Source organism: Halomicrococcus pelagicus (assembly GCF_050954125.1).
This window is the reverse complement of sequence record NZ_JBPBWC010000016.1, coordinates 24,038-37,564: the sequence shown is the minus strand read 5'-3', so window position 1 is coordinate 37,564 and position 13,527 is coordinate 24,038. Positions and strand designations below refer to the sequence as shown.

Sequence of the window (13,527 nt, the reverse complement as noted above, 5' to 3'; positions counted from 1 at the left end):
AGGGGCGATATCGTCGTTATTCTAGGGGGACGTCATAGCGAGTACCCAGCGACTGCAACGTATCCCAGACCCCTTCACCGAGCGGGACACCCTCGTCGAGTCGCTTCGCTTTGGTTTTGGCTTCCGGCTCGCCGGGAACCAACACCTCATCGAAGTCCTCCGCGGTCCGGAGCTTCTTGAGCTCAGTCACCATCTGCTGCATCCGGGTGGCAAATTCACCGATGCTGGTAAACGCCTGAACGTCGATGGCACCAACGAAGTGGCCTAGGTTCTGTGGCGAGGTGGTGTCGTGATACATCGTCGGGACGTCGTCACCGAACACCGTGTCCATCAACACGCCGCAGAACGCGTCGACGACGAACGCGAGACCATATCCCTTTGGACCGGCCATTGGCCGAAGTGCGTGGAACTCGGCAGGGTCGGTTGTCGGATTTCCGTCTGTGTCGATCGCCCATTCGGATGGGATGTCTTCGCCCTCCTCTTCGGCCAAGATGACGTCCCCCTTTGCGGTGACGCTAGTTGCCATGTCGAGAGTGATTGGGAAGTCGTCCCCGTTCGGAAGACCGAACGAGATGGGATTGGTCCCGAAATAGGGATCGGCACCGCCAAACGGCGTGACATTCGGGCCAGCATGAGTCATTGCGATACCGACGTACCCACGCTCCGCCGCGTAATTTGTGTAGTACGATGCCGTTCCGAAATGGTTGCTGTTTCGAACCCCGACGAACGCGCTCCCGGCGTCGGAGGCGCGATCGATTGCCTCCTCCATCGCTCGGAGTGTTGCAACTTGGCCAGGACCGTCGTCGCCGTCGACGATGGCAGCACCTGTCCCGCCTGAGTGGGAGACAGAGGGGTCTGGATTCGTGGCGATGCCACCTTCTTCGAGGCGCTCGACGTACGGCTCCAGCCGAACAACACCGTGAGTATCGATTCCTCGGAGGTTCGCATCTACGAGCGTCTCTGCCACGGTGTCGGCATGCTCCGCTGATAGGCCGACTTCTTCGAAGAGGTCGGATGTGAATGTCTGAAGTCGGTTGGGGTTGATGCATACGGCGTGTTCTGTCTGATGTGCCATATTCTTGCCTCACGTTCAATCCGCGATCGCTTCCGTTTCGATCACGGCTTCCTGAATCGCCTCGTAGTATTGTTCTGCGCGTTGCTTGTCCGCATCTGAGAGTTCGATAAGGGGTTCCCGGACGGGGCCGCCGTAGAGTCCAGCAAGTTCCATGCCGTACTTCACTGCGGGAACGTTGTTCGCCGCCGAGAACGCGTTGTTCGGGCCGGTCTCCTCACGGAGATCCTCGTAGGGTCTGAGGGCCTCGCGGATTTGCCTGGCGGATTCCCAGTCTTCATCGCTAAGGGCGTCCATAAGTGCGAGGGTGGCTTTTGGGACGAAGTTCCCGATTCCAGTGGTGAATCCCTCAGCACCTTCAAGCGCGAAGGCAGGCGCAAACCGTTCGGCGATACCGTTCGACCACACGAGGTCACCGGGGACGTTCTCGACGGCGCGTGAGAATCCTTTGATGTCGTTGACCGCGTACTTGACCGCAACGACGTTGTCTTCGGTCGAGAGTTCGGCAATGATGTCTTCCGTGAGTTCGGGGCCCCGTTTGTAGAGGACGATGCCGCAGTCGACGGCCTCGACGATACGCCGGTAGTATTCGAGGAGACCGCGCTCGTGCAGGTAGGTGTGGCTGGGATGCATGATCATGATTGCATCGACGCCCGCTTCCTGATACTGGGTGGCGAGGGAGATTGCAGTTTTCGTACTCCCTCCGACTCCGGCGACGATTGCGTTACCATCACCAACAGCGTCGATAGTTGCCTCGACGACGTTCACGCGCTCTTCGTCAGTCAGCGCGTAGTACTCACCGGAATTTCCACAGGGAATGAAGAGGTCACCGCCTGCCTCGTCGATTGCACGAGCATTCCGTTTGAGTTCGTCGTAGAGGACGTCGTCGCCATCCTCGCTGAACGGGGTTGTTGTAGTGAACGCTACGCCGCGAAGTGTCTCCTTCAGAGCTTCGAAGCTCATGGTGCGGTGTACATCTCACTCTGTCTATATTTAAAACTTCCCTCCGACCGGACTAAGCGCAGGAACGACCCCATTCCCCGTCAAACAGTCAACATTTAAGTAGTACGAAGGAATCCTTGTGGATGCGTGCCACAAACACCGAGTAACCAAGTCCGCTATCCAAGGTGAATCCATGAGTTCGAACACTGATTCCGCGACACCACAGCATGAAAGGCGTATCACCGATGTCGAAATCATTCCTGTTGCTCACCGCGAACCGCCACTCCGAAATTCGTGGGGAGCCCACAGCGAACTCGCCGCCCGAACTATCGTCCGACTAACGACAGCTGATGGGCAGGTCGGAGTCGGCGAGACGTACGGAGACGAGAAGGTAATCACGGCGCTCAAACGGGCCTCTTCGCTCGTCGAGGGAATGAATCCGTATGAACGCAAGCCCCTGGAGTTGCGCCTCCAAGATCCGATGGTCTATGGCGCTCTCGAAACCGCGTTACTCGACCTCATCGGAAAAACGGTTGGTGAACCAGTCTACAATCTACTCGGAGGGAAGGTCCGCGAGGAAGTCGAATACTCGGGCTACCTCTTCTACAAGTACGCCGACACCGATTCCACCTCGGCCGCCATCGCACCGCAGGCAGTGGACTCAGCTGAGGCAATGGTCGCAGAAGCCCGCGAATTTGTTGACGAACACGGGTTCTCCACGTTGAAAGTGAAGGGTGGAGTCCTCAACCCGGAGGAGGAACTTCGAACGCTCGAACTACTTGCTGAGGAGTTCGGCCGCGATACGCCGCTCCGCATCGACCCGAATGGAACGTGGAGCGTTGAAACTGCATCGAGAATTGCTCGTCGTCTCGAAGAGTCCGACCTCCGTATTCAGTTCCTCGAGGATCCAGTGACGACGATGAATGCGCATGCACGTCTCAAACAAAATATGTCACTGCCGGTGGCGACGAACATGTATGTCGTGGAATTCGACCAAATTGCACCGGCGGTTGAGATGGGCGCTGTCGACATCATCCTCAGCGACCATCATTACTGGAGTGGACTTACGGGGAATGTGCGGATGAACGACATCGCCGAGGTATTCGATCTCGGCGTCGGCATGCATTCGAACTCGCACCTCGGAGTGAGTATGGCCGCGATGACGCATGTTGCTGCAGCTATGTCGAACGTCAGGTACGCCTGTGACACTCACTATCCGTGGATGGCGGAAGACGTCATCGCTGGCGGTCCACTTGAATTCGAGGACGGGATGATGCCCGTCTCGGATGACCCAGGACTGGGTGTGAGCCTCGATGAGACGGAACTTGAACGGATGAATGAACGGTATCACGACACCGACCCCCTCGCATACTCCGACGTCAGTTCTATGGCCGCCGAGTATGCAGACGCCGAAACAGAGGTCGGCCGGAGTGACTGGCTCCCGAATAAGCCGCGCTGGTGATGTGCAACCCTCGTTCCACATTATAGAACACTGTGGATAGACTTTAGTAGGTAGTTACAAATGAACAGGATATGACCCAACCAACCGACGACGAAGGAAAAACAATCAAGGCAACAGACAAGGCGTTCACTATCATCGAATACCTCTCAGAAACCGGAGGGGGAGGCGTCACGGAGATCGCTAACAACATTGGCGTTTCCAAAAGCACCGTTCACAATCACCTCAAGACACTCGAACAACGCGACTATGTCGTTAACAAAGGTGACTGCTACGTCCTTGGGTACCGGCTTCTCACGCTCGGAGGGAAAGCGCGGCAACGTTCGAGACTCTATGAGGCGGCCAAATCCGAAATCAACTGGTTAGTCGAAGAAACGGGAGAGACAGCGTGTGTCGCTTCTGAAGAATGTGGAAAGCTAGTGTATCTCTACCAGGCACGCGGTGAGCAAGCAGTTACCACGGACTCTCATGTGGGAACGCGTGTCCTTCCCCATTGCACTGCACTCGGCAAGGCCATGCTCGCACACTACCCGGAGGATGAAGTTAACACCATCCTTGACCACCACGGATTACCCCAACGGACCCAAAACACTCATTCGACGCGTGAGGAACTTTTCGAAGACCTCGAGACGATTCGTGAACGCGGATATGCGTTCGACGATGAAGAACGCATAGAAGGGCTTCGCTGCGTGGCCGCGCCGGTTATCATCGACGATGATGTTTTAGGCGCCTTGAGCGTGTCTGGGCCGGCAAAGCGGCTCGACGGTGACTGGTATTCGGAAGAACTTCCGGAACTAGTCCGACGGGCAATGCGAGTAGTCGAAATCAATCTTCGGTACTCATGATTATAGTTAACAGTCTGTTCTCCATGGTAAAACACTATGAGATAGACTCAATACAAATTCACCGGGTATGCCGCGGGCTAGGTCTCTCCAAGTCAGCGAACTCTTGAATATCGAGGAACTCCTCCGGTTCCCCCTACTACCCTCACTCCTTCCAGCCGGGAAGTCGGGGATGAAAGTTCTCTCTGTAGTCAGGAGGGTAGCACCCACAGTCTGTTACAGTACTACATCTGTAATTCCGGGCTAGGGTGGGGTCCCTACTGTCCCGCAACCGGGTATTTTCTCTTTAGCAAGGGGTCGCAGTAGGCCAACAGTGATCGAGGTCGACCAGGTGATAAGTTCGCCTAAATTCTCACCGAGCGCAACACCTGCCGTAGCTCATTTTTCGGGGGAGAAGCGAAGAGCTCCGCAGGTTCAGAATCGTCGAGATTTCCCTCCTCGGTGGCGTCACCACCGTGTCGCCGGTTGAAGTCACGTTCAACCATCGTTTCTCCGAGCGAAAGGTGTTCCCGGCCCTAGTCAGCGTCCCCTTAGGGTGAACTTGTACCTCTTCGGTTCCCAGATATCTCCTTCAGACGGTCCCCTCCAACAACGGGTCCTCCCCACTCATTCATTCTTGTAATATATACCAGCAATAAACAAAAGTAAATACACAATCGGATCTGAAGTAGAATTCTGGAACAGAGATATCTTGGAAGTGAATCCCAGGTGTAGCTGGTCTAGATGCCCATTTTCTGCATTATATCGTGTGATTTTCCAACATAGAAATAATCAGAAGCTATAGATAGATATAAAGGCTTAGAATTGCTTTTGGGTTCAATTTTCTTTATTAAGGCATCTATTTGGATTGAGGACCCACAATCGTTCGAGGCTCTATGATACAAGTAATTATGTCCACTAAGATCGGCAGCGATGAGTTCACCTATCCCCCTGTATTGTACTCAAACCTTCGATAACTTCGAATCTCTTGAGAATGTCTCAGTAGAAACCTACTAACTACTGTCTCGTCTCGCACTCCCCCTGGAGTCTGTTTGCACTATTCGACCCTGCCATCGTGCTTGGTTGAGGCTGAGTTCACCCACGATCTGTGACCGTGACGCCCACGACGTCTTGAGTGTTCAGTACTCGTGATGGTTCAGATCAAGGCCAGTCCAGTACGGCTCCCGGTGGAGACAGCGGGGTTGCGGGTGTTGCCTCCACCTCAACACCTAGACCAGGACACGAGATCTGATTGACTGTTTGGCGTGCTGCCGGATTTAGTCCATGGCGTTAGCCGTGAGATTCCCTTCCAACTTCTGTACAGGATGTCTGTTACAGACAGTACAGACAGTTATAACAAAACCATAGACGATATCGCTGTGGAGGCAGCAGAGGGAGAGAGTTCGAACAGGTTTCCCAATTAGTGGTCGTGATGTGGAGCATGGCCCACGTCATGAGCGTCTTGCTCCCACGTGTTATAGCTAAAGTTGAGATATTGTACGTAGTAGAAAGCTTAAACTGTAGTGCATGTGAATAACTGGCAGATGTTTCGTGCGAAAATTAACCTGAACCTTCAGACAGATTGTGTACTAAGCGAGGTGACGAGTCGGTGGGAGACCTCGTTCACGGCAAATCACGAAGAGATCGTTGATGATGAGCATATTACGTTCGTCATTGATGCGCAGGATAAGATAGCGGAGTTACTTGATGCATTTGAGAGCTCTGACCATGTGAAGCAAGTAGAACGTGTTGATGAGTCCCATCTGAAACTCACGAAGCGTTCGTGTGGAGCGCTCCCTGTGATCCGGAAGAATCATGGGATGATGCAGTGGTGGGATCGCGTCAACGGGAGCCAGAGGGTGTTTGATATCGTTGTTTTTCGGCGCGACGATCTTCGACAGATTGTGAGTGAACTGAGGGAGATCGGATCTGTTCAACTTACTCAGCTTACGCCATATCGGTCCTCTGAAGCGCTTCTGTCCGAGCGCCAGGCCGAAGTGATGATGAAAGCGCTTGAGGCGGGTTATTATGAGTGGCCTCGGGATACGGATGCTGAGACACTTGCTAGTGAGCTCGACATTACGCATACGACGTTTCTCGAGCATCTACGGAAAGCAGAACAGACGTTGCTTTCGAATGCGCTCGGTTACACAGGCCGACAGAGTGGGAGTGTTCCGAATGAGGGGCAGGCATTGGGTGAGTCGCCGACAGTGAGTGATTAATCTCGACTGTATTTAAAGAGCCAACAGGTGAAGGGATGAAGACCATCGCTGGTTGCGACTGTTATGTTTTATCATGCGGCATGACACAGTTACACGACGACGATTCCTCCAGTCATCCAGTATCGCGACAGGCGTCGCAGTTGCTGGATGTATGGGCGGATCAAAGGGTGGTTCGAAAAACTCGAAGACGATCAAGTACCTGTCCGACCGCGGGGATTCGAAGGACATTATCGACCAGATTATCTCGGAGTTCGAGAACAAACATGACTACACCGTCGACGTGACGTACACGTCGAAAGGAACCTCGACAGACCAGCAGCTACAGAAGATGAAGGCGGCCGGGAATCCGCCAGACATTGTGTTCGACACGTCGTCAGACGCATACCGGTATCAGCGAAACGGCAACCTCGCACCGGTGACTGACGCGGTCAAAGGCACTGACCTCCCCGATCCTGTCAATGTCGACGGTGACTCCTATTTCGCAGCGACGATGGTTGAGCCCCTAATGGGCTGGTATCGAAACGATCTCTACAACAAACAGCCGGCGACGTGGGAGGAGTGGCAATCTGAGGCGAAACGAGTCACGAACCAAAACGACATCAACGGGTATGTCGTCCAATCGGGCCAGACGAACAACGCTGCCACCCAGATCACGCAGTATCAGTGGCAGAATGACGTCAGTATCTATGGGGGTCCGTCTGACGATATCAAAGTCACCATCGATAAAGGCCAGAATCGCAAGCGGGCGGTCGAAACGTACCGGTGGATAAAGCAGATGGCGGAGTACTCGCCGAACGCGTCAGGCTGGGAATGGGGAGACGCTATTAGCGCACTTCAGCAGGAGAATGCCGCTGCGATCATGAGTGTTGGTGGGCTGCCGATTCTCAATATCGAGTCCAATCGGCCTGATCTGGTCAAGAAGCTATCGCCGACGGCATTCCCGCTTCCGAATGGCAAGAAGCAGGATAAGTGGTGGGCGTACATGGAGGGCCACGTCGTGTGGAAGCACGGTAACGCGACGGACGGCGCGAAGAAGTTCGTGAACTTCTTCAGCAAGTCCGACAAATTCCTCGACTTTGTTCTGTCGGCGCCGCTGTTCCAGTTCCCGCCAACGAAGAAGATGCTCGACAACAAGACGGTGAAGAACAACGAGATGATTCAGAAGCACCAGCCAGTTATGGACCTCGTGCGGGAGAACTGGGATGCGTTCTCGTCGATTCTCGCCACCGGCAAGAACGGACAGCCGAACATCGTGGCTGCCAACGCGTACGGACAGCAGGTGTTTGGACAGTCGGCCGAGCAGATGATCGTCGGCGGGAAATCACCCCAGAAGACCGTCGACTGGGTCGCCAAGAAACTCCGCAGCCTCCAGAAGTAATTCGTCCCGTTTAGATTCATGAGTACAATCAACTCCGATACGAGACGATTTGGGAACCTCAGCGAGCGGCAGTTACTGCTCCTCGCCACGTTTCTCCCGTTCACAGCGTTCTTCACTCTCGTGTGGATTCTCCCGGTCGGATACGCACTCTGGATGAGCCTTCTCAACGATCCAACCGGCGCCGCGACATTCGCCGGGCTATCGAACTACACGAGTATACTGGTAGAGGGAACGTTCCTGAAATTCCTCTGGAACAGTATCGTGTACGCCGTCTCAACGACCGTTCTCAGCCTCGTCGTTGGTCTCGGACTTGCACTCGTCGTCAACCAACAGATCCGGGGTGGGAACGTTCTCAGGACGATGATGATCTTTCCGTATCTGCTGCCGACGCTCGTGGTGATCTTCATCTGGAAGTTCATTCTAGACCCGAACATCGGCGTGCTCAACCAGTGGCTTCTCCAGCTCGGACTTATCGAATCACCGATTGCGTTCTTCTCGACACTCCAGTGGGCGATGGCATCAGTGGTCGTAACGAGCGTGTGGAAGTTCGGGTCGTTCGCCTTCTTCATCCTTCTCGCGCGGCTGCAAGCGATCGATCCGGATCTCTACGAGCGAGCGCGCGTTGAGGGAGCATCAACGTGGCAGGCGTTCCGTGACATCACGCTTCCTCATCTCCGAGGAGCAATCCTCATTATCCTTCTCGTTCGCGGCATCTGGATGTTCAACAAATTCGACATCATCTATCTCGCCACGCGTGGTGGCCCACTCGAAGCGACAACGACGCTCCCGATTCGAGTGTACGAACTCGCATTCAACGCCGTGAACTTCGGTGGTGCCACGGCACTGGCCGGGATCATGTTCTTCCTGCTCGCCGGCGTGGCGGTCGTGTACTTCTACGTCTTCGAACCCGAAAAGGAGGTGGCGCACTGATGACGTTCGGTGAAGGCGCCGCTGGCTCGATTCTCCCACAACGAGTCCAGACCCAGCTCAAACGCATCGCAACCATCCTCACGGCGCTCTTGGTGGCCGTCTTCGTGACAGTTCCCGTCTACATCATGATCGCTATCGCACTCCAATCACCGACGGCGGTGTTCCGTGGCGGGAACGTCGACTTGCTGCTTGATTCAGTCACACTCCGGAACTTCCGCGTGCTGTTCGAACAAACGAATACGGTCCAGTACTTCACGAACAGCCTCATCGTCACCGCGAGTTCGACACTGATGTCCACAGCGCTTGCAGTGGCGGCCGGCTACGGCCTCACGCGCTTCGAGTTCAAGGGGAAAACTCTCGCTGCGCGAGCTGTCCTGTTCGCGTACATGTTCAGCCCGATCGTGCTGGCAATCCCCCTATACGTCATCTTCTACACACTCGGGCTGCTGAACAGCTACTTCGCATTAACCATGGCACTCACTGCCATTTCAGCACCGTTCACCATCTGGCTCATGTGGCAGTACTTCCAGACTGTCCCAATTGCGCTCGAAGAATCCGCATGGGTTCGCGGTGCAAGCCGAACCCGTACGCTGGTAGACGTGGTGCTGCCGGTCGCCCAACCAGGGTACATCTCAGCAGCGATTTTCTCGTTCGCGGTTGCGTGGAACGACTTCACGATGGCGCGTGTCGTGATGAGCAGCGACGAGATGTACACGATCACGGTCGGCGCAAGCCTGTTCCTTGACCGTGTCTCAATCGGCTGGGGTGAAACAATGGCCGTGTCGCTCCTGATCTGCATCCCCCCGTTCCTCATCGCGATTTTCCTCCAGAACTACTTGCTGCAGGGATTCAACGTCGGAGGTCTCGAATAATGGCTCGTACGATTCAACTCGATTCCGTCAACAAGGAGTATCAGTCCACCGGAACAGCTCACGTCGCCGTGGACGACCTCTCGCTCACGATTCCTGAGGGGTCGTTTACCACGCTCGTCGGGCCGTCCGGCTGTGGGAAAACGACGACACTGCGGATGATTGCAGGATTGGAGACGCCGACGAGTGGCCGCATCTCGTTCGGCGACGAGGAGGTCACTGACCAGTCACCTCAAGACCGGAACTGTGCAATGGTGTTCCAGTCTATCGCGCTCTATCCCCATATGACCGTGAGTGAAAATATCGGCTATGGGCTGCGGGTGCAGGGCGTCCCGAAGGACGAACGCACACGCCGCATCAAGGAAGCCGCCGAAACACTCCAGATCACCGAGCAGCTTGAGAAGATGCCGTCGGAGCTGTCTGGCGGCCAGCAACAACGCGTCGCCCTCGGGTCGGCATTCGTGCAGGATCCGGACGTACTCTTGCTCGACGAACCGATGAGCGACCTTGACGCGAAGTTAAAAGCTGAACTCCGTGTCGAAGTCCAGCGGCTGCATCAGGAACTCGATGCAACGGTCGTCTACGTGACTCACGACCAGACGGAAGCGATGACGATGAGCGACCACATCATCCTCCTCAACAATGGCCGCCTCGAACAGTTCGCTCCGCCAGGCGAACTGTTCGACCGGCCTGTGTCCGAGTATGTTGCCCGGTTCATCGGCACTCCGTCGACCAATCTCTTGACCGCCACTGTCGCCGAACGCGACGGTGAGTACGTGCTCGCCGGCGAAGGGTATACGATACCAGCGTCAGCTGACCACTTCGCTACCCGTGTCGGTGACTCCGTCACCGTCGGTATCCGGCCGCAGTATCTCTCGTCCGAGAGTGGCGAGCACCAGCTCACAGTGATTGCAGAGGTTGTTGAGCAGCTCGGGACGGAGTTTGTCGTCCATGGACGGACACCTGACGGTGACAACATCGATGTTGTCTCACCAACCCTCGGCGATGTTGGCCAGGGCGACGAACTCACGATCGGATTCGACGTTGACGACGTGTTCGTGTTCGACAGCGACGGACAGACGATCTGCTACGGTGACGAACTTACGACCGACCCCATCCACCAATCCCCCTAACACAATGACAGACGACGATTCGCATACTTCGACGAGCCGACGGTCCCTCCAGCAGAACGACCAGCAGCAGCGCTGGACACGGACTGGCCACAGGGTGTGTACTGATGGTGGTCGCGTCGCCCCGGATCTGTTACCGGGGACTGGCGAGCAACCGCTGTCGGACGTGACTGTGCTTGAGCTCGGCCACATTATCGCTGGGCCGTTTTGTTCGATGCTGCTCGCCGACCTTGGCGCGGAGGTGATCAAAGTCGAGCATCCCGAGCGCGGTGACGCTGTCCGTGATTCAAGCCCGGTCGGGAACAGCTCGTTCAACTACGTCAACCGTAACAAACTCGGTGTCTCGCTTGATCTCAAGTCAGAAGAGGGCCGGACGGTCTTCAAGGATCTCGTACAGCAGGCTGATGTCCTTGTAGAAAACTTCGCCGCAGGAACCGCGGACCGTCTCGGTGTTGGCTACGACGACCTCAGCGCGGTGAACGAGGAGTTGGTGTACTGTTCGATTAAAGGCTTCAATCCTGGCCCGTACGAGGACTTTCCAGCGCTCGACCCTGTCGCCGAGGCACTGTCTGGCGTGATGAGTGTCACAGGACATGCCGATACGCCGCCGGTCCGCTCCGGAACGAGTCTTTCGGACATGGCTGCGTCGCTATACGGTGCACTGACGATTGTTGCAACGATCCGCCAGCGTGACGCTACAGGTGAAGGGCAGTACATCACCGTCCCGCTGTTCGAAAGTACTGTCTCTCTAATGGGCTACTGGCTTGCGTACACGCAGGCGTATGATGAGACTCCGGAACCGATGGGTGCAAGTCATCCTGGATGGGCGCCATATGACGTGTTCCGCTCTGCTGACGATGAATGGGTGTTCATCGGACCGTCGTCGGATCGTCAGTGGCGTCGACTCTGTGATGCCCTCGACAGTGATCTACACAAAGACAATCGGTTCAAGACACTGTCGGGACGCCTTGAGAACCGGGCGGTGTTGAATGATGCTGTCCAGTCTGTCTGCGATAATTTCGATGCCGAGGAGCTGGTTGCTCGACTGCAGGAGGCGAGTGTTCCGGTTGCACCCGTGAATGATACAGATGACGTCTCGTCCGACCCACATCTTGAAGCGACGAACGCTCTCAGTGAGGTTCGGGCGACCGAAGGGGATGGTGATCGCATTCAAACGCCACGGTTCCCGGCGCGTGCCACTGGTTTCGATCGAGTGGAGTCTGCTGACCCGCCGGCACTGGGTGAAGACACTGACGCCGTCCTTACCGCGCTCGGGTATGACCGTGACCAGATTGAACACCTTCGGCGGGAGGACGTCGTATGAAGCTGCTAGATCTCACGCTCCGTGAAGGCGAACAACGGCCGGGCGTCCAGTACACGGTCGACCAGAAGGCAGCAGCGGCCCGTGAGCTCGACTCCCTCGGTGTTAATTTCATTCAGGTCGGATTTCCGGTCGCCGACGAACGGACGGCTGCTGTCTGCGAACGCTGTAGTCTGGACGCTGCAACTACCGGTATCGCTCGCGCTATTCCAGGTGACGTCGAAGCGGCCATCGATGCTGGTGTTGACGTGGTTGACCTGTTTGCGCCGACCAGCGACCGGCAACTTGAACACGTTCTTGGGAAGGACTGCGACGCATTGCTTGAGGCAGCGGCCGAGGCCGCGGAACTCGCCCACGACCATGGTGTTGACGTTCACTTTAGTGCGATGGACGGGTTCCGTACTGACCCGTCGTTTCTGGACGAACTGTTCGCTACTGTCGACGCTACCGTGTACACCATTGCTGATACCGTCGGCAGCCGCACTCCCGCAGGAGTGACATCCTATCTCGACGCACTCGAGACAGATCTCTCTCAGATCGGGGTTCATTTCCACGATGATCTCGGTGTCGCGACTGCAAACGCACTCGCTAGTGCTCGACTCGGTGTCGGTAAAGTGGATGTATCGACTGCTGGTCTTGGTGAGCGCGCAGGAAATGCGGTTCTTGAGGAGTTTGTCGCTGCGGCGGTTGTCGGCGAAGAATCGATTGCTCTCCCTGTTGCCGAGGAACAATTGCTGCCAGTCACCGAAGCAGTTATCGACATCTTAGATGAGGATGTGGAGCCGGACAAATCACTACTCGGAGCGGATGTGTTCGCACACGAATCGGGGCTCCATACTGCTGCGATGCTTGATGACCCGAGTACGTTCGAGCCGTTTGATCCGGCACGGTTCGGTGGGCAACGACAACTCCTGTTTGGGAGCGCTACTGGCCGCGGTGCAGCACGACGCTTACTAGAGCGAGCAGGGCGAGACGCTACCGAGAAACGGACTGAACGATTACTCGAACGCCTCAACGAAACGACGGAGGAAGTCACAGTAGAAGAGGCGCTTGCCATCGCCAAGGAGATCAACTAGATTCGATATAGGTACTCGCTGCTCCTTTCTTTTCAGCGACACCGCTAACAGTGTATCAGGCATGCGTTCTGGCTATCCCTTTGGTCGCAGGTAGTTGGAAGAAGGTGCGAAGCGGACCCAGCTGTATCTAATTGGTAGTGATATTTGATTCTGGTGACGACACCACCAAAACACTAACGTAGACCTGTTAAGATTTCTCCTCATGAGAGATGAACGATCGTCGGCTGTACACGGGTCCTGGCTTCCCTGCTCTGGAACACACCGTCTTTGCCGATATTTCTGGAGATATCGCAGCCCATCCTGAAAG

12 protein-coding genes are annotated in these 13,527 nt (G+C 55.7%); 9 read left to right on the top strand and 3 right to left on the bottom strand.

Annotated features, from left to right (window positions below):
* Positions 1–16 precede the first annotated feature (16 nt).
* Positions 17–1,075, bottom strand: a complete 1,059-nt coding sequence (locus tag ACRYA2_RS20730) for an Ldh family oxidoreductase (protein ID WP_433632602.1) — start codon at positions 1,073–1,075, stop codon at positions 17–19.
* A 15-nt stretch (positions 1,076–1,090) separates the two neighbouring features.
* On the bottom strand, positions 1,091–2,035 hold the full coding sequence (locus tag ACRYA2_RS20725) for a dihydrodipicolinate synthase family protein (protein WP_433632599.1): 945 nt from the start codon (positions 2,033–2,035) through the stop codon (positions 1,091–1,093).
* A gap of 118 nt (positions 2,036–2,153) precedes the next feature.
* On the opposite strand from ACRYA2_RS20725, the gene ACRYA2_RS20720 reads away from it, so the two are divergent.
* The gene (locus ACRYA2_RS20720; RefSeq protein WP_433632596.1) at positions 2,154–3,476 is read left to right on the top strand and encodes an enolase C-terminal domain-like protein; all 1,323 of its coding nucleotides are present in this window, start codon (positions 2,154–2,156) and stop codon (positions 3,474–3,476) included.
* A 71-nt stretch (positions 3,477–3,547) separates the two neighbouring features.
* The gene (locus tag ACRYA2_RS20715; protein ID WP_433632593.1) at positions 3,548–4,318 is read left to right on the top strand and encodes an IclR family transcriptional regulator; all 771 of its coding nucleotides are present in this window, start codon (positions 3,548–3,550) and stop codon (positions 4,316–4,318) included.
* Positions 4,319–4,659: 341 nt separating this feature from the next.
* Here ACRYA2_RS20715 and ACRYA2_RS20710 read toward each other — a convergent pair whose 3' ends face one another.
* Complete coding sequence (locus ACRYA2_RS20710) at positions 4,660–4,800, bottom strand: hypothetical protein (RefSeq protein WP_433632590.1); 141 nt, start codon at positions 4,798–4,800, stop codon at positions 4,660–4,662.
* Positions 4,801–5,817: 1,017 nt separating this feature from the next.
* Here ACRYA2_RS20710 and ACRYA2_RS20705 point away from each other — a divergent pair.
* From ACRYA2_RS20705 to ACRYA2_RS20675, 7 genes are all read left to right on the top strand, one after another.
* On the top strand, positions 5,818–6,516 hold the full coding sequence (locus ACRYA2_RS20705) for a helix-turn-helix domain-containing protein (RefSeq protein ID WP_433632587.1): 699 nt from the start codon (positions 5,818–5,820) through the stop codon (positions 6,514–6,516).
* Between the two features lie 151 nt (positions 6,517–6,667).
* Entirely contained in the window at positions 6,668–7,894 is a 1,227-nt protein-coding gene (locus ACRYA2_RS20700) for an ABC transporter substrate-binding protein (protein ID WP_433632585.1), read from the top strand.
* An 18-nt stretch (positions 7,895–7,912) separates the two neighbouring features.
* Positions 7,913–8,824 carry a carbohydrate ABC transporter permease gene (locus ACRYA2_RS20695; protein WP_433632582.1) on the top strand — a complete coding sequence of 304 codons (912 nt, stop codon included), beginning with the start codon at positions 7,913–7,915 and terminating at the stop codon, positions 8,822–8,824.
* Positions 8,824–9,696: a carbohydrate ABC transporter permease gene (locus ACRYA2_RS20690; RefSeq protein ID WP_433632579.1), complete on the top strand. Its 873-nt coding sequence runs from the start codon at positions 8,824–8,826 to the stop codon at positions 9,694–9,696. Before ACRYA2_RS20695 ends, ACRYA2_RS20690 begins: the two co-directional genes overlap by 1 nt.
* Positions 9,696–10,826 carry an ABC transporter ATP-binding protein gene (locus ACRYA2_RS20685; protein ID WP_433632576.1) on the top strand — a complete coding sequence of 377 codons (1,131 nt, stop codon included), beginning with the start codon at positions 9,696–9,698 and terminating at the stop codon, positions 10,824–10,826. Before ACRYA2_RS20690 ends, ACRYA2_RS20685 begins: the two co-directional genes overlap by 1 nt.
* A 94-nt stretch (positions 10,827–10,920) precedes the next feature.
* Positions 10,921–12,147 (top strand): CaiB/BaiF CoA transferase family protein, encoded by a 1,227-nt coding sequence (locus ACRYA2_RS20680; protein ID WP_433632756.1) that lies wholly within the window; start codon positions 10,921–10,923, stop codon positions 12,145–12,147.
* On the top strand, positions 12,144–13,220 hold the full coding sequence (locus ACRYA2_RS20675) for a LeuA family protein (protein WP_433632574.1): 1,077 nt from the start codon (positions 12,144–12,146) through the stop codon (positions 13,218–13,220). Before ACRYA2_RS20680 ends, ACRYA2_RS20675 begins: the two co-directional genes overlap by 4 nt.
* Positions 13,221–13,527: the final 307 nt, after the last annotated feature.

Excerpts from the sequence above, each read along its gene's own strand:
- ACRYA2_RS20730 (WP_433632602.1), bottom strand. The coding sequence starts at position 1,075 with ATGGCACATCAGACAGAACACGCCGTATGCATCAACCCCAACCGACTT.
- ACRYA2_RS20725 (WP_433632599.1), bottom strand. The coding sequence starts at position 2,035 with ATGAGCTTCGAAGCTCTGAAGGAGACACTTCGCGGCGTAGCGTTCACT.
- ACRYA2_RS20715 (WP_433632593.1), top strand. The coding sequence starts at position 3,548 with ATGACCCAACCAACCGACGACGAAGGAAAAACAATCAAGGCAACAGAC.
- ACRYA2_RS20710 (WP_433632590.1), bottom strand. The coding sequence starts at position 4,800 with ATGGTTGAACGTGACTTCAACCGGCGACACGGTGGTGACGCCACCGAG.
- ACRYA2_RS20700 (WP_433632585.1), top strand. The coding sequence starts at position 6,668 with ATGGGCGGATCAAAGGGTGGTTCGAAAAACTCGAAGACGATCAAGTAC.
- ACRYA2_RS20695 (WP_433632582.1), top strand. The coding sequence starts at position 7,913 with ATGAGTACAATCAACTCCGATACGAGACGATTTGGGAACCTCAGCGAG.
- ACRYA2_RS20690 (WP_433632579.1), top strand. The coding sequence starts at position 8,824 with ATGACGTTCGGTGAAGGCGCCGCTGGCTCGATTCTCCCACAACGAGTC.
- ACRYA2_RS20685 (WP_433632576.1), top strand. The coding sequence starts at position 9,696 with ATGGCTCGTACGATTCAACTCGATTCCGTCAACAAGGAGTATCAGTCC.
- ACRYA2_RS20675 (WP_433632574.1), top strand. The coding sequence starts at position 12,144 with ATGAAGCTGCTAGATCTCACGCTCCGTGAAGGCGAACAACGGCCGGGC.